The following is a 24,660-nucleotide window of genomic DNA, read 5'->3' on the forward strand; positions in this document are numbered from 1 at the left end:
GACCACATCATGAAACGCATTTCCTTTCTGGAACTGAAAGATCGAATTCTCAAGGGTGCTGTATTGGCACTGACCGCCGCCGCTGTCATGGCTTTTGGCACACAGGCCGAGGCCCAAACCCGAATTCGTGATCTGGTCACTGTGTCTGGCGTTCGCTCCAACCCTGTGTATGGATATGGCCTCGTGATTGGCCTGGATGGCACCGGCGACCAAACCACGCAAACGCCGTTTACAAGTCAAAGCATTGTGTCCATGCTGCAGCAGTCGGGCATTACCTTGCCACCCGGTGCCAATTTGCAGCTGAAAAATGTGGCCTCAGTCATGGTCACTGCCAATTTGCCAGCCTTTGCTCAGCCTGGCCAAGCGATCGATGTGACAGTCTCGTCCATCGGCAATGCCAAAAGCCTGCGCGGTGGCATGTTGCTGATGACCCCGCTGAAAGGCGCAGACGGCCAGGTGTACGCCCTGGCCCAAGGTCAACTGATTGTGGGTGGTGCAGGCGCTTCTGCAGGGGGCTCTAAAACCGTGATCAACCACTTGTCGGCAGGCCGCATTCCTGCAGGTGCCTTGGTTGAGCGTGAAGTGGCCTCTCCTTTCTTGCTGGGTGAAACCCTGCAACTTGAGTTGACCAGCACCGATTTCTCCAATGCCATTCGCGTGGCCGAGGCGATCAACAACAACATGGGGCCGAATGTGGCCCAGGCGCTCGATGGCCGTACCATCAAAGTTCGTGCCCCTTCCAACCCCAATGACCGCGTCGCGTTTCTGTCGCGTGTTCAGGAACTGAGCATCAACAAAGCCATGGGCAGTGCCAAGGTGATCGTGAATGCACGCACCGGCTCTGTGGTCATGAATCAGGCGGTGATGCTTGAAAGTTGTGCTGTGGCCCACGGCAACCTCACCGTAAAAATTACCTCTACCCCAGTCATTTCTCAGCCTGCACCGTTTGGTCAGGGCGAAACCGTGGTGACCGAGGTGGCCGACATTCAAATTTCCGAGTCCGGCGGTGAGCTGATCGAAATCAAGGGTGCTGCACAATTGTCCGATGTGGTCAAAGCCCTGAATGCATTGGGCGCTACACCCAGCGACCTGATTTCCATTTTGCAGGCCATGCAAACAGCGGGCAGCCTGAAAGCCGAACTTGAGGTGATCTAAATGGCGCCATTGTCGAACAACCCCGTGGACACCCAACAAATGCTGTCGATGGATTCGCGCAGCCTGGAGGGCTTGAAGCGAGGCGCACGCGCAGAACGCGGCAGCGAAGAATTCAATGCTGCAGTCGATAAAGTGGCGGTGCAATTTGAATCAATTTTCTTGCAAATGGCCCTGAAAAGTATGCGGGATGCCACGCCCGAAGGTGGCTTGTTCACCGATTCCAGCACCAAAACTTACCAGGGCATGTACGACCAGGAACTGGTCCAGAAACTATCAGGCAAAGGTTTGGGTTTGGCAGGCGAAATTGCCAGGCAATTAAAAGCCGGGGCTGGTGTGGGTGGCGAGCAAACCATTTTCCCGCCGGGACAGGTAAAAAAGGACTTGCCCTCAACTTTCCCGAAAACTGACCGTTAAGTCGTTCAAGACACCAAAGGATCCTGAATTATGTCGAACTCGGTCTACGGAATTGCGCTCAGCGGCCTGAATGCGGCCCGGGCAGGGCTATCCACCACCTCGCACAACATTGCGAACAGCAACACCGTTGGCTTTAACCGCCAGCAGGTGATCCAACAGTCACGTCCGTCCACGGGCAGCGACATTGGTTATATCGGGCAAGGTGTCGATATTGCATCGGTACAGCGTGTGTACTCTGATTTCATCAATTCGCAAGAACAGAAAGCCACTTCAGATGCTGCTTTTTACAATGCCAAGGCCCAGCAAATTGCGCGCGTAGATGCGATGATCGCCGACGATGCCTCAGGTCTTTCCAGCGCATTGAGCATCTTCTTCGGTGCAGCACAAACACTCTCGACCAACCCTGCCGATCTGGCTGCACGCCAAAACTATTTGTCTTCTGCTGAAACCCTGAGTTCCCGTTTCAATGGTTTGAACACGGTGATGGATGAACTGCGCAGTGCCACCAACCTGAAGGTTCGTGACACCGTGGAGCAATTGAACAATGCCACATCGCAAATAGCCGCCCTGAACAATCAGATTGTGACAGCACTGAACCAGACGTCCAACGGTGGTCCCCCCAACGACTTGATGGATCGTCGTGACAAATTGATTCTAGAGTTGTCCGAGCAAGTACAAACCACCCGTGTGGACATGGCCGATGGCTCAACCAATCTGTTCTTGGCCAATGGTCAGTCATTGGTGATTGGTACTACGCAGTTTAAAGTTCAAACTCAGGTGGATCCTCAAGATCCACAAAACCTGTTGGTCGGCATGACCACCAATGTCAATGGTCAGGACCGTTTGCTGGCATTCGATTCCGGCAGTTTGGGCAATGGCGCTTTGGCAGGTTTCCTGAGTTTTCGGGAAGAGGAACTGACTGAATACCAAAACACCATTGGTTTGCTGGCTGCGCGCATCGGCCAAACTGTCAATGACATTCAAACGGCTGGGGTCGACCTTGACAACAACCCAGCCAGCGCACTGTTCAGCTTTGGCAGCAGTGGTAGTTTTGTGGACGACATTTCTCGCGTTGTTCCCAATGTAAACAACAGCACGGTCAACCCAACGCAAGTCACCTTGCGTGGTCTGGATTTGTCCAAGCTTGGCCCTGCCGAATACGAAGTTCAAATTGTGGGTAGCCAACCTCGCTATCGCGAAGTGGGCTCGGATGGCCCGTTTGTTCCTGCAAGCCTGGTGACCGATCCCAGCGGTGATTACTATGAATTCGCGATCCTGCAGGCGCACCTTTGCTCATTTTCATTGAACAATGCCACACCGCAAGAAGGGGACCGCTTTGTGCTAATGCCCGTGCGTGAAGCCGCATTGAACATGCGCACAGCGATTGACCGTCCATCGGAAGTCGCGGCCTCGTCGGCTGTGAATCCCAGTATCGGCAACAACGAGAACATTCTGGCGGTGGCTGCATTACAAAATTCACGCACCCTGTTTCAGTCCAATAACTCGGCGGGTGTGTCCATTTCTGACGGCTTTAACCAGCTGGTGAGTCGAGTGGGCAACAAAACCCGTGAATTTAATCTGGCTGCTGAGTCGCGCGAAACCGTGTTGAACCAGGTGGCTGATTCACGCGATGCCTTGCAAGGCGTGAACATGGACGAAGAGGCCGCCAACCTGATCAAGTTTCAGCAGGCTTACCAGGCTTCCGGACGGGTTATTTCATTGTCCAAAGAATTGTTTGATCAAATCCTCAGCATGTTCTGATCGGGTTTCAAGGAAAAATTATGGCAATCGGCAGAATCAGCACCAACCAGTACTTCAAGCTCAGCACAGACCGCATGAGCAAACAGCAAACTGAGCTGGTGAAACTACAAGGACAGTTGGCGACGGGGCAGCGCGTGCTGAAACCATCAGATGACCCTTTGGCCATGTCAGTTGCCCTTGGCGCGAAGGCGGGTGTTAAAACCATCGACAGCTACCAAAGCAACATCACGTATGTGAACAACCAGCTGGGTCAAATGGATGTGGCCTTGCAGTCGGCTTCTGACATCATGGTGTCTATCAAGGAAGCATTCCTGCAGGCTGGTAACGCCGCACTTAGCCCGGCCGACCGCGAAATTATTGCGCAAGACATTGAGGGCCGCATGGAAGAGTTGCGTGGCATTGCCAACCGCACCGACGCCAACGGTTATTACATGTTCTCCGGTACTTTCCAGGATCAGGAGCCATTCCAGACCCCTGGTGGTGCGATTACTGGCACTTTTCTCGAAACATCCACAGCTGCAGCCGGTGAGGCTGTAGTGGGTCGTGAAATTCAGGTGGCCAGCGGCCGTTTTGTAAACCTCAGTATTACCGGTCAAGACGCGTTTGTTGATCCGAACACCAACGAAGACGCATTTGCGATTCTTCGTGATGCCGTTGCCTTGTTGCGCAACCCAGCTTATCCCAACGGGCAAGAGGGCGCCACACCACAAGACACCTACCTGAGAGCATTCAATGACAAGGGTGCGCAGCTCGACGATATCTTTGACCAGGTTCAAATTTCCCGCACCAAGGTGGGTGTTCGTTTGCGTGAAGTAGAAACACTGCAGCAAATCAACCAATCGGCTCAGTTAGAGCTTGAGCGCGTTGCTGGCGAGGCGGTGGGGCTGGACTATGCCAAGGCCATCAGCGAGCTGTCACAGGGCCAATTGCAGCTCCAGGCAGCACAACAAAGCTTTGCGAGTACCTCGCAGTTGACTTTGTTCAACTTTATTGGCTGAACTTGAAGAGTCAGCGCTGGGGGTTTTTAGCCAACTCGGCACGGGTTGCTTGTGCCGCACAGAAAACCGCTTGATCCCTTGTTGAATTGATTCTTGCTCACCTCGCTCGGCAAAAGGTCGAGCCGAGTCTTGGTGTCGGCTTGAAGCCGAACGCTGCGAATCCACTCAAACGGGGCGGTTTTCTTGAAGTGCGCCCCAAGCAATCCCACTGCCGAGTTGGCTTAAACCTACTGTGCGCCACCACTTGTAAGTTCAGCTCCGAGTCACTAGCGCTAGCGTCTCTCCATCACCGCGCAACTCACCGCTGGATTCACAGCCCAATCGGCGGCGGTGTTTCGATCGTCTCGCCTTCAAGAAAACCTGCCCGTTTGAATTCACCCGCCACGGTCGGCCGAAGGCCGGCACCGAGACTCGGCCCGCCTTTTTGCCGAGCGAGGTGAGTCAGGGTGAATATCAAAAAGGGAAATACAGGTTTTCAGGCGAGAGATTGAACATCGCGCCGAATGGGTGAATAAACCAGACGATTAGATCAGCCCGTTCTCCAACGCATAGCGCGTCAGTTCACCATTGGTTTTCATGCGCATTTTTTCAAGAATCCGCGCCCGGTACACGCTCACAGTCTTGGGGCTAAGTGACAGTTCATCCGCAATTTCGCTCAGTTTCTTACCCGCAGCAATCATGCGAATGGTTTGAAATTCACGATCACTCAACGTGGCGTGCAGCGGTTTCTCAGAGTCCTCGGTGAGGTGGCTGGCCAGCGATTCTGCCAGCTCAGGCGTAATGTATTTGCGACCCGCTGCAATCACCTGAATCGCGTCTACCAGTTTTTCAGGGGCTGTATTTTTGGTCAGATACCCCGACGCGCCAGCCTTCAGGCAACGCACCGCATATTGATCTTCCGGGTGCATCGACAACATCAGGATTTTCAGGGCCGGGTATTTGTCTTTCAGAATCTTGACAATGTCCACCCCGTTTTTGCCAGGCATTGATATGTCCAGAATCGCCAGGTCAACTGTGTGGGAAGTCATGGCCTTCATGATTTCCGAATATTCGCCCGCCTGGGCCACCACCTGTACAAATCCTGTGTCGTCCAGCAACTGCTTCAAGCTTCCCCGAAGCAATGCATGGTCATCTGCCAGCAGCACCTTAATCATTTCCCGCCTCACCTGTCTGAATGCTTCTTGGTATGGAAACCATGACCGTTGTCCCGGATCCCAAGGATCCGCTGACATCGACCCACCCCTCGAAGGCTGCAACCCGTTCTTGCATGCCACGAAGGCCGAACGATGTTTCTTTTAATTTATCAGTATTCTCGATTCCGCGACCGTTGTCACGAATCTCCAGTGTTAATTCACTTTCTGTTACAAACAGTTCCACGTCAACCCGTGTGGCCTGTGCGTGTTTCACAATGTTGGTCAGGGCCTCCTGCAAAATCCTGAACAATGCCGTGCTTTGCTCGCTGTCCAGGTCCAGCTCTTCAACATTGCACTGAAAGGTGCCTTCAATCTGGGTGCGCTTCTGAAAGTCGTTCATCTGCCACTCCAGGGCAGGGATCAAGCCATAATCCAGAATTCCAGGGCGCAAATCTTTGGCAATCCGCTGACTGCTGGCCAGCAAATGTTCAATCAGCTCCAGCATGTCATCCAGCTTTTCCTGTATGGCAGAATCGGCCGTCAAGTTCTTGTTTAGCCACGCTACATCTGCCTTCAGTTTGGTCAGTGATCCACCCATGTCGTCGTGAATTTCTCGGGCAATTGCGCCGCGTTCCTGCTCACGTCGTTTTTCGAATTCAGTGGTCACCAATCGTAGTTCTGTCTGGGCATTCTGCAGGCGTTCCTCAGCCTGTTTGCGATCTGAAATGTCGAGCAACACGCCATCCCATACAAACACATTGCCGCGCGGTTTGGCCACCGCATTCATGTACACCCAACGCGATTCACGTTTGCCGTAATTCTTGATTCGACCCTCCCAGCTTACCGGCACTCCGGGTTTTGGGGGTTCCATCAGTTGCTCAAACAGGGTTGCAGCGTCTTCGGGTTCAAACTGTTCAAAGAAATAATGCGGATTTTCAAGAAACAGCCTGGGTGGGACACCAAACAGGCGTACCACGCCCTCGCTGACAAACGGCACCGTAGGTCGAGGCATCGAGGGGCCCGACTGCATCTGAAAAATAATGCCTGGAATATTTTCGGCAATCGCTGCGAATCGTCGCTCGGATTCACGCTGCGCAAGCTCAGCCGCCGCCAGGCTACGTCGTTCATTTGCAGCGCGCAGTGAACGCTCGATCGCTGGCACCAGGCGCGCCATTTTGTCTTTCATCAAATAATCATCGGCACCGGCGCGCATGGCTTCCACGGCCACATGTTCACCAATGCTGCCCGATACGATAATAAAAGGGATGTCCAGCCCCGAATCACGCACCACGCGCAGGGCCTCCTCTGAACCAAAGCCAGGCAAATTGTGATCAGAAATCACCACTTGCCATTCTTCGTGTTCAAGGCATTTTCGCAGGTCTTCTATGCGGTCTACCCGCGTTGCCGTGTATTTCAAACCACCCTGTTTCAGGCGGTAACACATCAGCTCAAAGTCCGAATCATTGTCTTCCACTACCAGAACTTTCAATCCACCGTCTGAAAAGTTACTGATGTCCAACAATGAAGGGGGTAGTCCTCTGGATTCACTCATTGTCTGTTCGCTGGTTGTTGGTTTTTATTGTTGTGTGCAGGATCAAAGCGAGAGATAACGCCCTTTCAAGGTTTTAATCCTTGCATTATTTTGTTCATCTTATCGGAACATATCAGGGTATAGAACTCATTCGCGTCGGGGCACCTCCCAAATTGTGTTAACCCCGCGACAAAGGCCCTGATGAACCGACCTCCAGTGAAATTTGAATTCTCCAAAGCACAATACGCCAACGACGCCGTCGCTGGCGCCAAACAGGCCGCAGCTGCGGTCAATCGCAGTTTGTTGAGCGATGACAATGCCGACCGTGAGTTTGAATTCAATGACAAGGACTTTGCCCGGGTACGTGCGCTTATCCTGAAAATCGCAGGAATTTCACTGGCACCCAGCAAGCAAAGCATGGTGTACAGCCGCTTGGCCCGGCGCTTGCGCGCCTGCAACCACAGCCGGTTTTCCACCTATCTGGATGCGCTTGAGTCCAACTCAAGCAACCCGGAATGGGAGCACTTCACCAATTCCCTGACCACCAACCTGACTTCGTTTTACCGAGAGGCGCACCACTTCGACATTCTGAAAAAGCAGTTGCAATCACTCTCACGCAACGCGCGAATCGAATTGTGGTGCAGTGCAGCCTCCACTGGTGAAGAACCTTACACCATGGCCATTACTGCCATGGAAGCCTTCAACAGCATGAATCCGCCAGTGCGAATTCTGGCCACCGACATTGACACCAAAGTGCTGGACCATGCCAAACAAGGTGTGTACCGCATGGACCAGGTCGACAAGATTCCGGATGAAATACTGCGCAAGTATTTTCTGAAAGGCAAAGGTGACAGTGAGGGCTTGATTCGTGTACGCCCCGAGGTGCAAGCATTGTTGACATTCAGAAAGCTGAACCTGATGGACAATGTTTGGTCCCTGCGACCCGGCTTTGACGCCATCTTCTGTCGGAATGTCATGATCTATTTTGAGAAAGACGTGCAGCTACAGATTCTCAAGCGGTTTGCTCCCCTGATGAATCCAAACGGTCTGTTGTACGCAGGTCACTCCGAGAATTTCGCCATGGCGCGAGACTATTTCACCTTGCGTGGCAAAACCGTGTACACCGTCAACACCGACAAGGCCGCGAAAACCGGCGCCGGCGGTGAAGGCCAGCCACGTCAGGTTACCGCATGAGCGCTGGGCTGCTAACCTCTCCTGCTGCCTCACACTGTTCACCTTCGCTGGTGAAAAAAGTCATCATGCCTGGCGATTATTTCGTGTCATGGGCTCCTGCTGAAATTGCTACCTTGTTGGGCTCTTGTGTGTCTGCATGTGTGTGGGACAGCCATCGAAAAATCGGAGGACTGAATCATTTCATGCTACCCGATTCACCCTCCGAGGCTCGCAGCCTTGGCGACAAAACCAAGTCGCTGCGATACGGTCTGTACGCCATGGAATGCCTGATCAATGACTTGTTGACCATGGGCGCAAAGCGAGAGCACCTCAGTGCCAAGGTATTTGGTGGCGCCAATATTACCGGTGCTTTGAACACACAGCATGTGGGCCGCCGAAACGCAGAGTTCGTGATCGACTTTCTGCAGAAAGACAAAATCAAAGTGGTGGCATCCGATTTGGGTGGACCACACAGCCGCCGTATTCGTTTCAATACCCATACCAGCGCTGTGCGTGTTGAGCGAGTGGCCAGTGCCAACTCAGCCGCCTTGCAGCAGGAAAAGCGCTACAGCGAAAAGATCAACAAAGACCCCGTCAATGGCGACATTGTGTTTTTCTAAGGGCCAGTGAGATGAACAAAATCAAAGTGTTGGTGGTAGACGATTCGGCCTTGATCCGAAACCTGATGAGCAAGATCATCAATTCACAGCGCGACATGGAAACCGTGGCCACCGCCCCGGACCCATTTATCGCCAGGGATCAAATCAAGAAATTCAATCCCGATGTGATTACACTGGACATTGAAATGCCGAAAATGGATGGCATTGAGTTTCTGGAAAAGATCATGCGTTTGCGCCCGACGCCAGTGTTGATGGTTTCCACATTGACCGAGCGTGGAACCGATGTAACCTTTCGCGCCCTTGAACTTGGAGCAGTTGATTTCGTGACTAAACCCAAACTGGACATCAGCCAAGGCATGATCGACTATGCCAACGAAATTACCGACAAAATTCGTGCTGCGTACGCAGCCCGTTTTCGCCTGAACCGCCTGCCACCCAAACCAGCCGCGCAGCCCGCTGCAGCACAAATGGATCCGGTGACTGGAATGGTAGTGCCAGCAGAAGTGGCCAAGCCTGTGCCCATCAACAATGCGCTGGGCAATCGCTTCGCAGCCACGGAAAAGCTGGTGTTGATTGGCTCTTCCACCGGAGGCACTGAGGCCATACGAGTCATTCTCGAGCAACTGCCCAAAGACAGCCCCGCGATTTTGATTACCCAGCACATGCCCGCTGGTTTTACCAAAAGTTTCGCAGATCGCTTAAACCAGGTGTGCAACATCACAGTAAAAGAAGCAGTGCACGGTGAGCGCGTATTGCCAGGCCATGCCTACATTGCGCCTGGCGACAAACACCTGCTGTTGGGGCGCAGTGGCGCCAATTACATTTGTCAGCTGTCTGATTCCGAGCCAGTCAACCGTCATCGCCCTTCGGTGGAAGTGTTGTTCAAATCGGGGCAGGAAGTGTCGCCGCGCAATATCGTGGGCATCATGCTTACCGGCATGGGTAAGGACGGTGCTCAAGCCATGGCTGACATGAAAAAAGCCGGCTCCTACAACATTTGTCAGGACGAAGCCAGCTCTGTGGTGTTTGGCATGCCACGGGAAGCAATCGCCTTGGGCGCTGCCGACGAAGTGGTGCCACTGAACCTGATTGCCAAGCGCTTACTCGATTATCTCTCGAAAATTGGCGGACGCTCAGCCGTGCGGATTTAACTCAGAGACGTTCGGCTTTCGCCAACCAGTTTTTCAGGCTGTCCAAGTCCATCGGGCGTGAAAACCAGTAGCCTTGCAGCCTGTCGCAGCCCATCTGAATCAGGCTTTCCCGCTGCTCCGCGGTCTCAATGCCTTCCGCATGCACAATCAGGCCAAGTGCATGCGCAAGGTCAATCACAGCTTTCACAATCATGTGGCTGTTCTTGTCCTCCAGCAAATCCATCACAAAGCTTTTGTCGATTTTCAGAACATCCACAGGCAGTTGGCGCAGGTAGTTCAGCGAGGCATAGCCGGTACCAAAATCATCCATCGCAATTTGCGAGCCCTGTGCTTTCAATTTGTTCAGCGCGTCCACCGTGCGGGTCATGTCATCAATCGCCGCAGATTCAGTGACTTCAAACTCAATCCATTTGGGGTCAAGCCCCGCATTTCGAATCGTTTGTTGGGCTTTGGCCGGAAACTCCGGATTCAGCAACTGGCCTGCCGAGCAATTGACTGCGCACCACAGCATGTGCCCTTGCTGGTGCAGTTCCAGAACTTTCTTGCTGCTTGATTCAATTACCCAGTCACCCAAAGCATCAATCAAGCCTGAGTCCTCGGCAACACCGATAAATTCACTGGGCATGATTCGACCCAATTCCGGGTGGGTCCATCTCACCAGGGCCTCAAGACCACAAATACGACCTGTTTTAAGGTCTTCAATGGGTTGAAAATCCAGCACCAGCTCGTTGCTTTCAATGCCTTTGGCCAAGCCCAGTTCAATGGTTTTTCGGCGCTTGGCAAGGTCATGAATTTCCGGATCCAGAACATTCAGAAGTTCCAGGCCACGCGACTCAATTACATGGGCCACCGACTGCGCATGCGTCACCAACTCGGCTGCATGTTGACCATGCACACCGGGGCGCGCCAGCCCCAAGCGCATATTGGGGCGCACCGCAATGTTGTCGACTGTGAATACACGATTCAGGTTGGCTTCAAATTCGCACAGGGTGTCTGCAATCAAGGTGCTGTCAGCACTCCAGTCCAGCTTGTTGGTCAACACCACCAGCACATTGTCAGACCAACGGCAAAGAATGTCCTGCTTGAACGTGTCCCGAATTCGCTCCACAATTTTTTCCAGCATATTGCGTCGAATGCGTGGGTCCACTTCCGGGCGTCGCGCCTGGTTTCTCGACACATTTACGCTCAACAGGCACAGATCGTTGTCATCGCCAGAATTCGTGCTCAACCCCGATAAAGTTTTTACCAAACCTTGGCGGTTCAAAAACCCGGTGCCTGCATCAAAATACACAGCACGCCTGTGGGCCTGCTCAAGCAGCAGTTTTTCACGGCGAAGCCTGTGGGTGTGTATCTCCCGGCGTACGGCAGGAATCAGCCGCTCGGGTTTGGACTTCTCGACATAATCCCGCACACCCTCGTGCATGGCTTGCACGCCCAAGGCATCGTTGGCCAATCCCGAGAGCAGGATCATCGGCGTGTCGGGTCGCATGGTCTGAACCATTTCAATGGCTCTCTCGTGCGTCAGTTGCGGCATGGAATAGTCGCAAATCACCAGGTCTGGTTCGATGTCTTCCAGCGTTGTTTTCAGCGTCTCCTCGCTGTGGGCGTGCCGGACAATGGCTGTGTTCCAGGTTTTGGTCAGCTGCCGCTTGATCAGTAAAAAGTCATCGTCGCTGTCGTCGACAACAATGATTCTGGGCGCTTCCTGTTCTATCGTCATTGAAGGTTTTATGATGGTGTTATTGGCAAAGAAACGACCGCTTTCCTGTATCCTGCACACTTCTGCAGAGGCTGTCTAGTCGGGCAATTCACGAGAAAAGACATGAGCAAGGCTTTCACGAAAGAAAACGATTCAGAATTTGAGGACGATGGTCCCGACGCGGGCCCGGCTTTGCCCCAGGGCTTGAAAAATTACATCACGCCAAAAGGCTATCGCCGTTTGCGCGACGAACTCACCCACCTTGTGAAAACCGAGCGACCCGAGGTGGTGTCGGTCGTCTCCTGGGCAGCATCCAATGGAGATCGATCCGAAAATGGAGATTACCTGTACGGCAAAAAACGCCTGCGTGAAATTGATCGTCGTATTCGTTTCCTCACCAAGCGCACTGAGATCGCAGAGGTAGTTGACCCAGCCACACAGCAAGAACTTGAGAGTATTTTCTTCGGTGCTACGGTCACCTACATTAATTCAAAGGGTGAAGAGCTGACTGTGAAAATTGTGGGGGTCGATGAAGTGGACACCGCCAAGGGGCACATTAGCTGGATTTCTCCGGTGGCCCGCGCTTTGTTGAAGGCAAAAGAGGGCGATGTTGTGCAACTGATGACGCCAGCAGGGCGCGATGAGCTTGAGATTGTCGAAGTGCGGTATGTGATTGATTGACCCGGTACGTGTGCTTTTTGATCTGAACTTGAAGGGTCACCGCTGGGGTTTTTAGCCAACTCGGCGCGGGTGATTTCTGATCTGAACTTGAAGGGTCACCGCTGCCCGAAAACTTGGCATTTCGGCTTGTCAGCTTGAGCCTGCACTAAGCCAAGCCCTCCAAAAGTAACGGTCGGGTCTTGGCTTTCGCGCCAGGGCGCGATCGTTTGCCTCGGCGCGCCAAGCCGGCAAGTTTTCTGACTGGTCATCGTGCGACCCATTGCAAGTTCAGCTCCGAGTCATGGCTGGCGCAACGCCCAATCGGCGGCGGTGTTTCGATCGCCTCGCCTTCAAGAAAACCTGCCCTTGCGTGCCGAGCAGGGCCGGTGTTGCCCAGCATGGGCGACAGAGAACGAACCCGACCCGCAGTTTAGGAGGGTCGTTCTCAGGCATCGCAAGGCTCAGCAAGGGGAATACAGGTTTTCAGGCGAGAGATTGGAACCCTAGCCGAGTGGGCGATTTAGAAGCTCTGGGAGATTGAAACTCACACCGAATGGGCTAAGCAAACCAGCCGATCAGTGTGTCGCCGTGTCTGCCACGGGCAAACGCACCTTCGCAAAAGCCCGGCCTTTCACGCGGGTTACGCGTTCCACGTACTCAAGTCTGCGCAGCGCCATCAAAATGCGCGCCAAGTGCACTCGGTCAGTGACCTGAATTGTGAAATGCAACAGTTTGCGGTAAGCCGTTTCATCACTCATCGTCAGGTTGGTGATGTTGGCACCTGCATCTGACAAAGTGGCTGCAATGGTAGCCAGCGCGCCTTTCTCGTTCACCGCCTGCAAGTCCACATTCACATCAAATGGTCTTGTAATTTCAGGCGACCACTGCACATCGGTCCAGCGCTCAGGTTCTTTGCGAATCTGCTTGCGGGCTGTTTCACATTCATCGGTATGAATAATCAGGCCCGAGCCCTTGCGCACATAGCCAATAATATTGTCGCCAGGAATTGGCAAACAACAGGGCGCGCGTTGCACTGACATGCCTTCTCCACCGTGAATCATGATCGGTGCACGGGCTTCACCCACATTGCCAGAAGGTGCGTCTACCCTTGCATCTGCACGACCCATGGCGATCAGTACACGGCGAGCGACAACCGGCGCCACACGGCGGCCAGCGCCAATGTCTGCCAGCAGTTCATCCCGAGTGCTGACTTGCGAATCTTTTTGCAAGCGGTCCCAAACCTCGTTGCTTAAGTGCTCCAGTTTGATTTGGTCCGCCTCAAGTGCCTGCTCCAGCAACCTGCTGCCCAAGCGCACGGTTTCCTCAAGGTTCATTGACTTTAAATAGTGCCGAATCTCGGAGCGTGCCTTTCCCGAGCGCACAAAGCCCAGCCAAACAGGGTTGGGGCGGCTGTGGGGAGCGGTAATAATCTCGACCACATCGCCACTTTTCAGAATGGTACGCAGGGGTTCGATCACCTGGTTCACCCGTGCAGCAACACAGTGATTGCCCACATCGGTGTGCACGGCGTAGGCGAAATCGACCACCGTTGCACCACGGGGCAGGCTCATGATTTTGCCGTTGGGCGTGAACACATAAACCGCGTCAGGGAACAGGTCTACCTTGATGTGCTCTAAAAACTCGGCTGAATCGCCGGTTTGGTTTTGAATGTCGAGCAGGCTTTGCAGCAGGCGGTGGGTTTGCGTTTGAATGGTATTCAATGCCTCGCCTTCGCCCTTGTACAGCCAATGCGAAGCCACGCCTTTTTCGGCCACCTGGTGCATTTCTTCGGTGCGAATTTGAAACTCTACCGGTGTGCCGTATGGGCCCAGCAGGGTGGTGTGCAAGCTTTGGTAGCCGTTCAGTTTTGGAATGGCAATGTAGTCTTTGAATTTGCCGGGAACCGGCTTGAACAACTGGTGCAGCATGCCCATGGCCATGTAGCAACCGGGCATGTCTTTGACCACCACGCGGAAACCATACACGTCCAGCACCTGAGAGAAGCTCAGGCGTTTTTCAATCATTTTGCGGTAAATGCCGTACAGGGCTTTTTCGCGGCCATACACCTGGCACTCAATATTGGCGTCGCTCAGGCACTTTTCAACCGCTTCCAGAATTTTGCCCACCACCTCGCGGCGATTGCCGCGCGCAGCCAGTACCGCTTTTTTCAGTACTTCATAGCGCATGGGGTAAGCATGCTGAAAGCTGAGTTCTTGCAGTTCACGGAAAATTTCATTCAAGCCCAGTCGGTGGGCAATTGGGGCATAAATTTCGAGGGTTTCAAGCGCAATGCGGCGTTTCTTGGCGGGGCTCATGATGTCGAGCGTTCGCATGTTGTGCAAACGGTCGGCCAACTTCACCAGAATGACGCGCAAGTCGCGGGCCATGGCCAGCAGCATTTTGCGGAAGTTTTCGGCTTGGGCCTCTTCCCGCGAAGAAAACTCCATCTTGTCGAGCTTGGAAAGCCCGTCCACCAAGTCGGCCACCGAACCGCCAAAGCGCTCGATCAGGTCTTCCTTGGTGGTGCCAGAATCCTCCATCACATCGTGAAGGAGGGCTGCTTGAATCGCCTGGCTGTCCAGGCGCCAGCTGGCACAAAGCTCAGCCACAGCGATGGGGTGGGTTACGTAAGGCTCACCTGTGGCTCGAAACTGCCCCAGGTGCGCAACGTCAGAAAACTTGTAAGCCTCGCGAACGCGCCGAATCTCAGCCTCGGGCAAATAAGTCGAGGCTAGTCCGATAAGCTGTGCGATAGAGACCACATCGGGTCGGTTTGGCTCAGGTTGAAGTTCTCTGGCTTGCATTGCCCCCCGCATTTTGTACCACTGTTACAACTAAAACTACGATCTTCTATTGTGCAGTCTTACTTCTGGTCCGGCAAGACGATATTGACTTCCAACATCTCCATATTGCCTTGTTTTTGAAGGTTAAACTTCACGTCTTCCTGATCAATCTTGACGTATTTTGCGATCACCTGCATCAATTCGTCCCGCATTTGGGGCAAAAAGTCGGGTCCATCCTGGTCTATACGCTCGCGCGCAATGATCAAAGACAGTCGTTCTTTTGCAACATTGGCCGATTTTTTCTTTTCGCCAAACAACATGCTCAGTAGTGACATGGCCTTAACCTCCGAACAAACGCTTCAGCAGACTGGGCTTTTCATAGTCTACGAATCGCAAGGGTTTGGTTTCACCGAGGAAGCGTGAAATGCAATCTTGGTAGGCCAAGGCTGCGTCGTTTTCCTCGGCATGAATCACCGGCATGCCCTGGTTGGAAGCCTGCAACACGGTCTCACTTTCAGGAATCACACCGAGTAAAGGCACGCGCAGCAGGTCGGCCACGTCGGTGTAGCTCAGCATTTCGCCGTCTGCGGCGCGCTTGGCTGAGTAACGCGTAATCAACAAGTGTTCTTTCACAGGCTCGCCGCCTTCTTTGGCGCGTTTGCTTTTTGCTTGCAAAATGCCAATGATTCGGTCGGAGTCACGAACTGAAGACACTTCGGGGTTGGTCACCACAATGGCTTCGTCGGCGAAGGTCAGGGCCATCACGGCGCCACGCTCAATGCCAGCCGGGCTGTCGCACACAATGTACTCGAAACCCATCTCGATCAGGTCTTTGATCACCTTTTCCACGCCTTCCTCGGTCAAAGCGTCTTTGTCGCGTGTTTGCGAGGCGGGAAGAATCGACAACATGGGGCAGTGTTTGTCTTTAATTAGGGTTTGCTGCAGGCTCGCCTCGCCATTAATAACGTTGACCAGGTCGTAGACCACCCGGCGTTCGCAACCCATGATCAGGTCGAGGTTTCGCAAACCCACGTCAAAGTCGATGACCACTGTTTTAAAACCACGCAGGGCCAGGCCTGCAGAAAAACTTGCGCTGGTGGTAGTTTTACCAACGCCACCCTTACCGGATGTAACAACAATGACTCGACTCACAAATGGTCTCCTAGCGGATGTTGATGGCTTCGAGTCGCAATACTGCCGGCTCAGTGCCATGGTCAAGATGAATTAATGTGGGTTTGGAGCGGTTTTCCTCGGGAAAGCCGCCTTCGAAAGTTAAGTAGTAACCAGCAACGGCCACCAGTTCCGCTTCGAAACAAGTGGAGATGATTCTGGCTTGGGTATCGCCTGCGGCGCCCGCCAAGGCGCGACCACGCAACACTCCGTAAACGTGCACATTGCCATCGGCGATGACTTCGGCGCCGGCTGACACCTGACCCATCACGATCAAGTCAGCCCCTTGGGCATAAATTTTCTGTCCACTGCGAACTGATTGATCAATCACCATGGTTCGGCGGGCGTTGTCGAAACTGGGTACAGCGGGGTGACTGGCCTGCTCGGAATCGGTTTCGAGCAATTCAGCTTGTACGGCCTGGGCGGCTTGTTCAGTTTTTTCTGGTTGCGGCTGTGGCTCAGGTTCAAGCTGCTCTGTCTGGCCCGTTTCGAAACGAATGCCCAGCTCTTCTGCTTGCGCTTCAAGGGCTTCGCTTTGGCCACGCACCTCAGCCAACAGCACGCCAGCAGCCCTCAGCATTTCTGCGTAGGTTTTCAATTCGATGCCATGCTCGGCCAGTTCGGTATCGTTCCAGCCAGAAAAGTCGAGCACAGCGGGCTCAGCGGAGTACACGCCGGGTGTTGGGCCCAAACGCTTCTTCAAGGCTTCAAGGCTTTCTTGCAGCGGCGCGGGGCGCAAAGCGAATGTCACCGCCTTGATTTTGGCGAATTTGATGTCCAGCGGTGCTGAGGAAGGTTTGTTCAAGGTAATCGGGGTCCGGAAATTCTGAGTTTCAGCCAGCTTGGTTTTCGGTCAATTTTACGAACAAAGCCCGAGCCGTATGCCGGTCTCGGGCTTTTTTGAATGCGCAATTGCCCGATTTAGATGGGCACGCGTTTCAGCATTTCGATGCCGATTTCACCGGCTGCAATTTCACGCAGGGCGGTCACAGTGGGCTTGTCCTTGTCGGACTTGACTTTGGGAGTGTGGCCTTGGGCCAGCATGCGAGCGCGGTAAGTGGCGCACAGGGCCATGTCGAAACGGTTAGGGATCTTTTTCAAGCAATCTTCAACGGTGATGCGGGCCATCTGGTGTCCTTACAGTCCAATACTTTTGAGTTGCGCCCCGTGGCGCGCCATTTGCTGATTGAAACGGCAACGGGATGCGAAGACGATCGATTTCAGCTCCAAAAGAGCCTGTGTGAAATCATCGTTAAGGATAACATAATCAAAGCGCCTCGCTTGCTCGATCTCGAGTTGTGCGGCACCCATTCGCTTCAAAATGACTTCTTCGCTGTCGGTGCCACGTCCACGCAGCCTTTTTTCTAGCTCCTCCATGCTGGGTGGAAGAATAAAGATGGACACCACGTTCTCTACCTTCCGTACCACTTGCTCGGCACCTTGCCAGTCGATTTCCAGCAGAACGTCGCGATCAATCGACATTTGCCCTTCGACCCAAGCTCGGGAGGTGCCGTAATAGTTGCCGTGTACGTGGGCCCATTCCAGAAATCCATCTTGATCGCGGATGGCTTCGAATTCGGGCTGGGAGATGAAATGATAGTCCTTGCCGTCCACCTCGCCAGGGCGGGCGTTGCGAGTGGTGTTGGAAATGGACAAACCAATGCCCTGAACCTCAGCCAGAAGCGCTTTCACCAGCGACGATTTGCCAGCGCCAGATGGGGCGCTGACAATGAACAGGCTGCCGGAATACTGTGGCGTGTGCTGGGGTTGGGCCAAGGCGGTCATGAAGCGCTCGAACAAAGATCAACAAGCCGTGATTCTATGGGATTTCCCGATGACTCGCCATGTTGAGTGCTTATTCAGAGGGCTTGGCATGTTCAGTCAAAACAAACCAGGGTTTTGCCGAAGTTTCATCGCCGAATCCACTTCCTTTGCTGACCTTGTAACTGGAAATGGGGGCGGCGATCAATTCCCGCTCATTGGGCAACAGGGCGTTCGACACGGAAATGTCTTTGGCCAGCTCGGATTGAACGATACAGCTGACCGCACCAAATACGCTCGGAATCAGTGGAGTTGACGCGTCATCGCGCTTGCTCATGCTTAAAAAGTGGTCGGGTACAAAGGGCCTTCCTGTCTTTGCAGCGTCCAGCAAGGCCTGAAACATGAGCGATTTTGGGTTCAGGTTGTGTTGTGCCTGCGCAGACTGCACCGGCAATGCATTCAAAAAACTGATCAGTATCAGGCTGCGTTCTCGCAGGTCCGAGTGCAGTTGTGGTGCGCCTTTGAACTCCCCACGCAAAAACTCGTTCATGGCTTGTGAATACCCGTCTGTTGCAATGTAGTCACGAAGCACGCAGCGCTCAGCTGCACTGACCGGTAGTGCTTGCAGGCCATCTTGGGGCGCGTTTGGCAAGGTTTGTGGGGCGGAAAGTACCTCGATCCGTTCCTGAATGGACAACTCGTTTTCAAACTTGTATTGCTCGCCCACTTTGACTTTCGGTATTTCCCCTTGGCTGGAGTTGCCGTACTCCAATCGTCCACTTTTGATCAGGTCCATATTGGCCAGTTTTTCCTGGCCAACACGATATTGCGCGAGCTCGCTGCGTTGCAGGCGCAAAGTGGGGTGGCACAACAAGGCCTGCCCAGCCATTGATTGTCCCTTGGCGACCAAAAGCAGACCAGCAATGCGCGAGTCTGTGGCTGCCTGAGGTAGCACGTGTTTCAGGAGCTGATTGAGAAAGGAGATCGGAGAAGTCATTGGGCAGGGTCTCGAACAAGGATAAGTTCGATTGGGTGCCCAAGTATTCAGATTGGTTCAGTTCAATCCAGAATTCAGGGTTTATTCAATATTCTGAACTTGCTCGCGGAACTGCTCCACCAGCACTTTCAGGTCAATGCTGGCTTGGGTTTGCGCAATGGCGTGAGCTTTGCTGCCCAACGTATTGGCTTCGCGGTTCAATTCCTGGGTGACAAAATCCAGCCGTTTGCCAATCACCCCGCCTTTTTTCAGAATGCGACGCACCTCAGTAAAGTGCGTTTGTAGTCGCTCTACTTCTTCTTTCACGTCAATGCGCACGCTGTGCAGGGCCACTTCGTGTTTGATGCGTTCTTCAAGGTCTTCCACCGTCAGGTGGCTGGCTTTGTCGGAAATGATTTTGTCGAAGGCCTCGGTCATGCGTTCCCGAATCTTGCCTTCGTAGTGGGCCAAAAATTGCGGCAACATGGGCAGCAGGCTGTTGACAATCGCTTCCATGCCATCCACTTTCTCCAACAACACTGCCGCGAGGCCAGCACCCTCACGTTCGCGGCTTTGCTTCAGGGCATCAATCGCCTGGTCGCAGAGGGTTGAAATCGTCTCTTGCAGTTCCTCGCCACTCAAGCTGTTGTCTTCCACCACGCCAGGCCAGTTCAACACCTCGGTTATGCGAAAACCGTTGGCTTTGGGCAAGGCGCTTTGAATGCTGGCCTCCAGGTCGGCCAGTTGTTTCACCTGTTCCAGATCAACCTTTGGAATCCGTTTCTCGCCTTCTGCACGCCCCCAGGAAATTCGGCATTCCACTTTACCGCGGCTTAGCGCATTCATCAGTTTTTCGCGAATCAGGGGTTCCACCATGCGCAGGTCGTCGGCCATGCGAAAGTTCAGGTCCAGAAAACGGGAATTGACGCTGCGCAACTCCATGCTCAATGTGCCTGCACGGGTGGTACTTTGTGCATTGGCAAAGCCTGTCATGCTGTGTACTGCGGCGGTGTTTTTGCTGTCCTTGCTCATTTGCGGCCTGTGCGTGATTGTCGGTGGTGCATGGATTGTAAACTCTGGGCTGGTGCTTGTTTTCTGTGGGGGTGTTTTTGTCGGGTCGAATCATTGCCCATCTGGACATGGATGCCTTCTACGCCAATGCTGAATTGGTGCGCAACCCGGCCTTGCGGGGTTTGCCAGTGGCCGTGGGTGGTCGCCGGGGCATGCAGCCGCTGCCCGGTCAGCAATTTCCAACACTGGCACAGTACGAGGGCAGGGGCGTTTTAACCACCGCCAATTACGAAGCGCGCGCATTGGGTTTGCACTCGGCCATGCCCACCATGAAGGCCGCCAAGCTGGCGCCCCATGCGGTGTTGCTTCCCGCAGATTTCGACTGGTACAAAACCCTTTCGAGGCAATTCAAGACCGCCGTGCGGGAATTGGCCCCCAACGTGGAAGACCGTGGCATCGATGAAATTTACATTGATTTGACCGATGAAACCGGGGGTGATTTTGAGGCAGCCGTCGCGCTGGCCCAGCGCCTGAAGGCGGCTGTCACCGACGCCACCGGTGGCATGACCTGTTCCGTGGGGCTGTCGGAAAACAAGTTGACCTCGAAAATTTGTTCAGACCTGCAAAAGCCAAACGGCTTGAGCGTGGTGCGCCCCGATCAGTTTCAGGAAATAATCTGGCCGCTTCCCGTGGGCAAAATCAACGGGGTGGGGCCCAAGGCCCAGGAAAAACTGAAGGCGATGGGGGTGAACAGTATTGCTGAACTGGCCGCGCAGCCGGTTGAGTTGCTTCGGGAACGTTTCGGTGAAAGTTATGGGCTGTGGATGCATGAAAGTGCGCATGGAATTGATCGCCGGGAAGTCACTTTGTATTCAGAGCCGAAAAGCATCAGCCGTGAAACCACGTTTGAGAATGACATGCATGTACGCAGGCAGCGCGACAACTTGACACAAGTATTGCTACACCTTGCTGACAGGCTTGCTCAAGACCTGGCCCGCAAACAGCGGCTCGCAAAAACCATCGGCGTGAAGGTGCGCTTTGCTGATTTCAAATCGCTGACGCGCGATACAACCACGGGTTTGACTGTGGGTTCTGCTGAAGAAATTCTTCAAGCCGCGCGAGCCTGTTTGAAAAAAATTCCTTTCGAGGAAAAAGGATCACGCTCAACCATCCGCTTGTTGGGTATCAAAGCCAGCCATTTGATTACGCCTGCAGATGCAGTGCCTAAAGGGTCGACCCAATTGTTTCTCGACCTGGAAGATGCGCCATAATGCGTGCACGACACATGGACACGTACTGGAGAATTTGAATGAATGCCACCCAAGCCCGCCCCGATGGACGAAACCCACGCGCATTACGCAACATCAGCCTGGAGCGCAATTACACCAAGCATGCAGAGGGTTCGGTCATGGTGCGTTTTGGCGATACCCATGTGCTGTGCACCTGCAGTGTTGAAGACAAAGTGCCCGGCTTTTTGAAAGGAAAAAACCAGGGTTGGTTGACCGCCGAGTACGGTATGTTGCCCCGTTCCACCCACTCCCGAATGGATCGCGAAGCCGCACGTGGCAAGCAAAGTGGACGCACGCAAGAAATTCAGCGCTTGATTGGCCGTGCCCTGCGCGCAGCAGTTGATTTGAACAAGTTGGGCGAACGTACCCTGAAAATTGATTGCGATGTGATTCAGGCCGATGGCGGCACACGCACCGCATCCATTACTGGTGCCATGGTGGCCGTGGCCGATGCAATCGGCAAACTGATCGCCAATGGTGCATTGCCTGAAAACCCCATCAAGCAGTTTGTTGCGGCGGTTTCGGTGGGCGTGGTCAATGGCCAGGTGGTGCTCGATTTGAATTACGACGAAGACTCCACCTGTGAAACTGACCTGAACGTGGTGATGACCGAGAAAGGCGGCTTTGTTGAAGTGCAGGGCACAGCCGAGGGCGATGCGTTTAGCCGCGAAGAACTAAATGGCATGCTAGATTCCGCGGCAGCCGGGATCATTGAGCTGGTTCGTTTACAGAAAGCCGCCTTATTGGCATAAAAATTAACGTTGGACTGCAAAGCAATGGCATCAAACAGCGAATGGGTATTGGCCAGCGGTAACAAGGGCAAACTGCGGGAATTTCAAGATCTGTTTGCCCCTTGGGGCGTGAATTGGCTTGCTCAAGGTGAGTTGGGTGTTCCCGACGCCGAAGAACCTTTTCACACATTTGTTGAGAATGCGCTGACCAAGGCGCGGCACGCCAGCCGGCTGACTGGCCGCCCCGCGCTGGCCGATGATTCGGGTTTGTGTGTGCCGGCCATAGCGGGTGCGCCGGGCGTGTTGTCGGCTCGCTATGCCACCTTGTTTGGGCAAGAAAAAAGCGATGCCAACAACAACGCTTGCCTGGTTGAAAAATTAAAGGGTATTGAAGACCGACGCGCTTATTTCGTGTGCGCCATGGTGTGGGTGGCCCATGCAGATGACCCTACACCTACGATTGCCCAAAAAATGTGGTGGGGTGAAGTAATTGATGTGCCGCAAGGTGATCATGGTTTCGGGTATGACCCCCTTTTTTGGCTGCCCGAACACCAGTGCACAGCTGCGCAAATGCCCAAGGAATTGAAAAACAAATTCAGTCACCGGGCACAGGCCACCCAAGCCCTGTTACAGGAATTGCAGCAGCGCCTGGATTTGAAGAAGGCGAATGTTTAATTGGAACAGGGCGAGGACAAAAAAGAGGGGGCGGTATTCATGAGCTCCACCACGGCCAACAACCTGGTGGGCCGTGTCTTCATGCCCAGTGAACTCCGTTTTGCGGCCATGCCGCCTTTGGCCCTTTATATTCACCTGCCTTGGTGCGTACGCAAATGCCCGTATTGCGATTTCAACAGCCACTTGGCCCCGGAAAGCAAGCTGCGTGAAGTGGGTGTTCCGCTGGTAGCCTCGGGCGAGCAGGGCTTTGCGGAATCCTTACCACTCGATTTGCAACGCCGTTACCTCAATGCCCTTATTGCAGACCTGGATCAGCAATTGCCCAAAATTTGGGGGCGCAAGCTTTACTCAATTTTCATTGGCGGTGGCACACCTTCCTTGTTTGCGCCTGAACTGATCGATGAATTGCTGGGTGCAGTACGTGCGCGGTTGGGTATGCCGCAAAGCGGTGAAATTACCATGGAAGCCAACCCCGGAACTTTCGAGCAAGCGCGGTTTGAAGGGTTTCGAAAGGCAGGGGTGAACCGCTTGTCGATCGGTGTGCAAAGTTTTTCAGACTCGCATTTGAAAGCCCTGGGCAGGGTTCACAACAGTCATCAGGCCCTTGCCGCTGTAAGCAGTGCGGTCGCCTTGTTTGAGGAAGTGAATATCGATTTGATGTACGCCTTGCCCAATCAAAATGTGGAGCAGGCCCTGGCCGATGTGGCACAGGCCGTGGCGCTGAACAGCACCCACCTTAGTCTGTACCAGTTGACCATGGAACCCAACACCCTGTTTGCAGCAAAGCCGCCGCCTTTGCCCGATGACGACACTTTGATCGATATTGAAGAGGCTGTTCACAAGGCTGCCAAGTCTGCAGGCTTTGAGCAATATGAAATTTCAGCATTTGCCAAGCCTGGCCACCGTTGCCAGCACAATCTTAATTACTGGGGTTTTGGTGATTATTTGGGCATTGGTGCAGGCGCGCATGCAAAAATCAGCTACCCAAACCGTATTGAACGGGAAACCCGCCATCGCAACCCCATGGCTTACATGGAAGAAATGGAGGGCGCTGCGCAACCGCTGGAGGTGCGCACCCTGGCCGTGAAAGAGTTGCCATTCGAGTTCATGCTCAACGCCTTGCGCTTAATCGATGGTGTACCCGAAAGCTGGTTTGTAGAACGTTGTGGTCGGCCTTTGAGTGATTTGCAAAAGCCTTTGAAACAGGCCTTGACGAAAGGCTTGATTGAAACCCAACCTGGCCTGTTCAAGCCGACTGAATTGGGCTTTCGTTTTCTCAATGACCTTCAGGAAATGTTCTTGGCCGGCTAAGTTGCAGGCCTGCTTAATTTAAGTGGCGTGTTTCCGGCCGCTCGATAATGCTGGGCACGCTTTTGAAATGCAATCCCCAATCGGCTTGGCCACAAGTCTTAATCAGAAGGTCGGCAAACCCATGCTGCAATTGTTCGGCCATGCGCATCTCAAATCCCTTGCCGCTGCCTGCCACCAGTTTCAACACCAGGTCGGTGTTGTGGGCTTCGCCACTGGGGCGCAGTTCAATTTGCGTAATCAGCAGCGGGTCCGCGCCCAGCGGCGTGGTGGTGTTTTTGTCTTGGAACGGGCTTTTGAAATCCGCAGAATACAGCGACACTTCCCGGCTCATTTCCAGCAGTGCCTTGCGGCCCGCTTCGTTCAGCGGTCTGTCGCTGGCCAGCAGTTTCTGCATCATCTCATCCAGGCTGGGTATTAACATGCGCACCATGCGGCGCGTCAGCCATACCCGAACCTCTTGATTTTCAGCTGAATTGATCCGCATCAGGATGCGATCATGTTCCGGCGCATAAGCAACTTGGAGTTGTTTGATTTGCATGGCAGCGTACTTGAAAAATAGTGCAAGTCATTTGTGTTGGCGTTATCTTGAAATCACCACGCTCGCCCACACATACGGTTCATGGGTATTGTGACTCAAAATTGTTAAGAAGGGTTTGCA

At 53.7% G+C, this 24,660-nt stretch carries 24 protein-coding genes; 12 read left to right on the forward strand and 12 right to left on the reverse strand.

Going from position 1 to position 24,660, the window contains the following annotated elements; all coding sequences use genetic code 11:
- Positions 1 to 9 precede the first annotated feature (9 nt).
- From LMED105_RS12255 to flgL, 4 genes are read left to right on the forward strand one after another with little or no spacing between them, the layout of a single operon-like run.
- Positions 10 to 1,155 (forward strand): flagellar basal body P-ring protein FlgI, encoded by a 1,146-nt coding sequence (locus tag LMED105_RS12255; protein WP_008251767.1) that lies wholly within the window; start codon positions 10 to 12, stop codon positions 1,153 to 1,155.
- A complete protein-coding gene (locus LMED105_RS16460) occupies positions 1,156 to 1,569 on the forward strand; it encodes a rod-binding protein (protein ID WP_008251768.1) in 414 nt (137 codons plus the stop codon).
- Positions 1,570 to 1,599: 30 nt separating this feature from the next.
- A complete protein-coding gene (gene flgK, locus LMED105_RS12270; protein WP_008251769.1) occupies positions 1,600 to 3,330 on the forward strand; it encodes a flagellar hook-associated protein FlgK in 1,731 nt (576 codons plus the stop codon).
- A 20-nt stretch (positions 3,331 to 3,350) separates the two neighbouring features.
- Positions 3,351 to 4,328: a flagellar hook-associated protein FlgL gene (flgL, locus tag LMED105_RS12275; RefSeq protein ID WP_008251770.1), complete on the forward strand. Its 978-nt coding sequence runs from the start codon at positions 3,351 to 3,353 to the stop codon at positions 4,326 to 4,328.
- 524 nt (positions 4,329 to 4,852) lie between these two features.
- Here flgL and LMED105_RS12280 read toward each other — a convergent pair.
- The gene (locus LMED105_RS12280) at positions 4,853 to 5,482 is read right to left on the reverse strand and encodes a response regulator transcription factor (RefSeq protein WP_008251771.1); all 630 of its coding nucleotides are present in this window, start codon (positions 5,480 to 5,482) and stop codon (positions 4,853 to 4,855) included.
- Complete coding sequence (locus LMED105_RS12285; protein WP_008251772.1) at positions 5,475 to 7,013, reverse strand: ATP-binding protein; 1,539 nt, start codon at positions 7,011 to 7,013, stop codon at positions 5,475 to 5,477. Before LMED105_RS12285 ends, LMED105_RS12280 begins: the two co-directional genes overlap by 8 nt.
- 180 nt (positions 7,014 to 7,193) lie before the next feature.
- Between LMED105_RS12285 and LMED105_RS12290 the strand changes: the two genes are divergently transcribed.
- The 3 genes from LMED105_RS12290 to LMED105_RS12300 are packed head-to-tail and all read left to right on the forward strand — an operon-like array spanning position 7,194 to position 9,936.
- Entirely contained in the window at positions 7,194 to 8,186 is a 993-nt protein-coding gene (locus LMED105_RS12290) for a CheR family methyltransferase (RefSeq protein ID WP_008251773.1), read from the forward strand.
- Complete coding sequence (locus tag LMED105_RS12295) at positions 8,183 to 8,785, forward strand: chemotaxis protein CheD (RefSeq protein ID WP_008251774.1); 603 nt, start codon at positions 8,183 to 8,185, stop codon at positions 8,783 to 8,785. The genes LMED105_RS12290 and LMED105_RS12295 overlap by 4 nt, the downstream gene beginning before the upstream one ends.
- Before the next feature lie 11 nt (positions 8,786 to 8,796).
- Positions 8,797 to 9,936 carry a chemotaxis response regulator protein-glutamate methylesterase gene (locus LMED105_RS12300; protein ID WP_008251779.1) on the forward strand — a complete coding sequence of 380 codons (1,140 nt, stop codon included), beginning with the start codon at positions 8,797 to 8,799 and terminating at the stop codon, positions 9,934 to 9,936.
- Position 9,937: 1 nt separating this feature from the next.
- On the opposite strand, the gene LMED105_RS12305 is transcribed toward LMED105_RS12300, so the two are convergent.
- Positions 9,938 to 11,656, reverse strand: a complete 1,719-nt coding sequence (locus LMED105_RS12305) for an EAL domain-containing protein (protein ID WP_008251781.1) — start codon at positions 11,654 to 11,656, stop codon at positions 9,938 to 9,940.
- Between the two features lie 102 nt (positions 11,657 to 11,758).
- Between LMED105_RS12305 and greB the strand changes: the two genes are divergently transcribed.
- The gene (greB, locus tag LMED105_RS12310) at positions 11,759 to 12,316 is read left to right on the forward strand and encodes a transcription elongation factor GreB (RefSeq protein ID WP_008251783.1); all 558 of its coding nucleotides are present in this window, start codon (positions 11,759 to 11,761) and stop codon (positions 12,314 to 12,316) included.
- A gap of 554 nt (positions 12,317 to 12,870) precedes the next feature.
- Here the strand turns inward: greB and LMED105_RS12315 are convergent.
- From LMED105_RS12315 to LMED105_RS12350, 8 genes are all read right to left on the reverse strand, one after another.
- On the reverse strand, positions 12,871 to 15,099 hold the full coding sequence (locus tag LMED105_RS12315; protein ID WP_008251785.1) for a bifunctional (p)ppGpp synthetase/guanosine-3',5'-bis(diphosphate) 3'-pyrophosphohydrolase: 2,229 nt from the start codon (positions 15,097 to 15,099) through the stop codon (positions 12,871 to 12,873).
- Between the two features lie 59 nt (positions 15,100 to 15,158).
- A complete protein-coding gene (minE, locus tag LMED105_RS12320; RefSeq protein ID WP_008251787.1) occupies positions 15,159 to 15,413 on the reverse strand; it encodes a cell division topological specificity factor MinE in 255 nt (84 codons plus the stop codon).
- 4 nt (positions 15,414 to 15,417) lie between these two features.
- The gene (gene minD, locus LMED105_RS12325) at positions 15,418 to 16,230 is read right to left on the reverse strand and encodes a septum site-determining protein MinD (RefSeq protein ID WP_008251789.1); all 813 of its coding nucleotides are present in this window, start codon (positions 16,228 to 16,230) and stop codon (positions 15,418 to 15,420) included.
- 10 nt (positions 16,231 to 16,240) lie between these two features.
- The gene (gene minC / locus LMED105_RS12330) at positions 16,241 to 17,053 is read right to left on the reverse strand and encodes a septum site-determining protein MinC (RefSeq protein ID WP_008251791.1); all 813 of its coding nucleotides are present in this window, start codon (positions 17,051 to 17,053) and stop codon (positions 16,241 to 16,243) included.
- A 116-nt stretch (positions 17,054 to 17,169) separates the two neighbouring features.
- A complete protein-coding gene (gene rpoZ, locus LMED105_RS12335) occupies positions 17,170 to 17,376 on the reverse strand; it encodes a DNA-directed RNA polymerase subunit omega (RefSeq protein WP_008251793.1) in 207 nt (68 codons plus the stop codon).
- A gap of 9 nt (positions 17,377 to 17,385) precedes the next feature.
- The gene (gene gmk / locus LMED105_RS12340; RefSeq protein WP_008251795.1) at positions 17,386 to 18,033 is read right to left on the reverse strand and encodes a guanylate kinase; all 648 of its coding nucleotides are present in this window, start codon (positions 18,031 to 18,033) and stop codon (positions 17,386 to 17,388) included.
- Positions 18,034 to 18,103: 70 nt separating this feature from the next.
- Positions 18,104 to 19,006 carry a hypothetical protein gene (locus LMED105_RS12345; RefSeq protein WP_040513406.1) on the reverse strand — a complete coding sequence of 301 codons (903 nt, stop codon included), beginning with the start codon at positions 19,004 to 19,006 and terminating at the stop codon, positions 18,104 to 18,106.
- Between the two features lie 81 nt (positions 19,007 to 19,087).
- On the reverse strand, positions 19,088 to 20,017 hold the full coding sequence (locus tag LMED105_RS12350) for a YicC/YloC family endoribonuclease (protein WP_008251797.1): 930 nt from the start codon (positions 20,015 to 20,017) through the stop codon (positions 19,088 to 19,090).
- 71 nt (positions 20,018 to 20,088) lie between these two features.
- On the opposite strand from LMED105_RS12350, the gene dinB reads away from it, so the two are divergent.
- Genes dinB through hemW form a run of 4 tightly spaced genes read left to right on the forward strand, consistent with a single transcriptional unit; the run spans position 20,089 to position 24,002 of the window.
- Positions 20,089 to 21,267, forward strand: coding sequence for a DNA polymerase IV (dinB, locus tag LMED105_RS12355; RefSeq protein ID WP_040513426.1), 1,179 nt, complete (start codon positions 20,089 to 20,091; stop codon positions 21,265 to 21,267).
- A 38-nt stretch (positions 21,268 to 21,305) separates the two neighbouring features.
- Entirely contained in the window at positions 21,306 to 22,037 is a 732-nt protein-coding gene (gene rph, locus LMED105_RS12360; protein ID WP_008251799.1) for a ribonuclease PH, read from the forward strand.
- Between the two features lie 24 nt (positions 22,038 to 22,061).
- Entirely contained in the window at positions 22,062 to 22,691 is a 630-nt protein-coding gene (rdgB, locus tag LMED105_RS12365) for an RdgB/HAM1 family non-canonical purine NTP pyrophosphatase (protein WP_008251800.1), read from the forward strand.
- A 39-nt stretch (positions 22,692 to 22,730) separates the two neighbouring features.
- Positions 22,731 to 24,002: a radical SAM family heme chaperone HemW gene (gene hemW, locus LMED105_RS12370; RefSeq protein WP_083797205.1), complete on the forward strand. Its 1,272-nt coding sequence runs from the start codon at positions 22,731 to 22,733 to the stop codon at positions 24,000 to 24,002.
- A gap of 13 nt (positions 24,003 to 24,015) precedes the next feature.
- Here hemW and LMED105_RS12375 read toward each other — a convergent pair whose 3' ends face one another.
- Positions 24,016 to 24,540, reverse strand: a complete 525-nt coding sequence (locus tag LMED105_RS12375; RefSeq protein ID WP_008251809.1) for a hypothetical protein — start codon at positions 24,538 to 24,540, stop codon at positions 24,016 to 24,018.
- Positions 24,541 to 24,660 lie beyond the last annotated feature (120 nt).

It is taken from the genome of Limnobacter sp. MED105, from assembly GCF_000170915.1.
Taxonomy (GTDB): domain Bacteria; phylum Pseudomonadota; class Gammaproteobacteria; order Burkholderiales; family Burkholderiaceae_B; genus Limnobacter.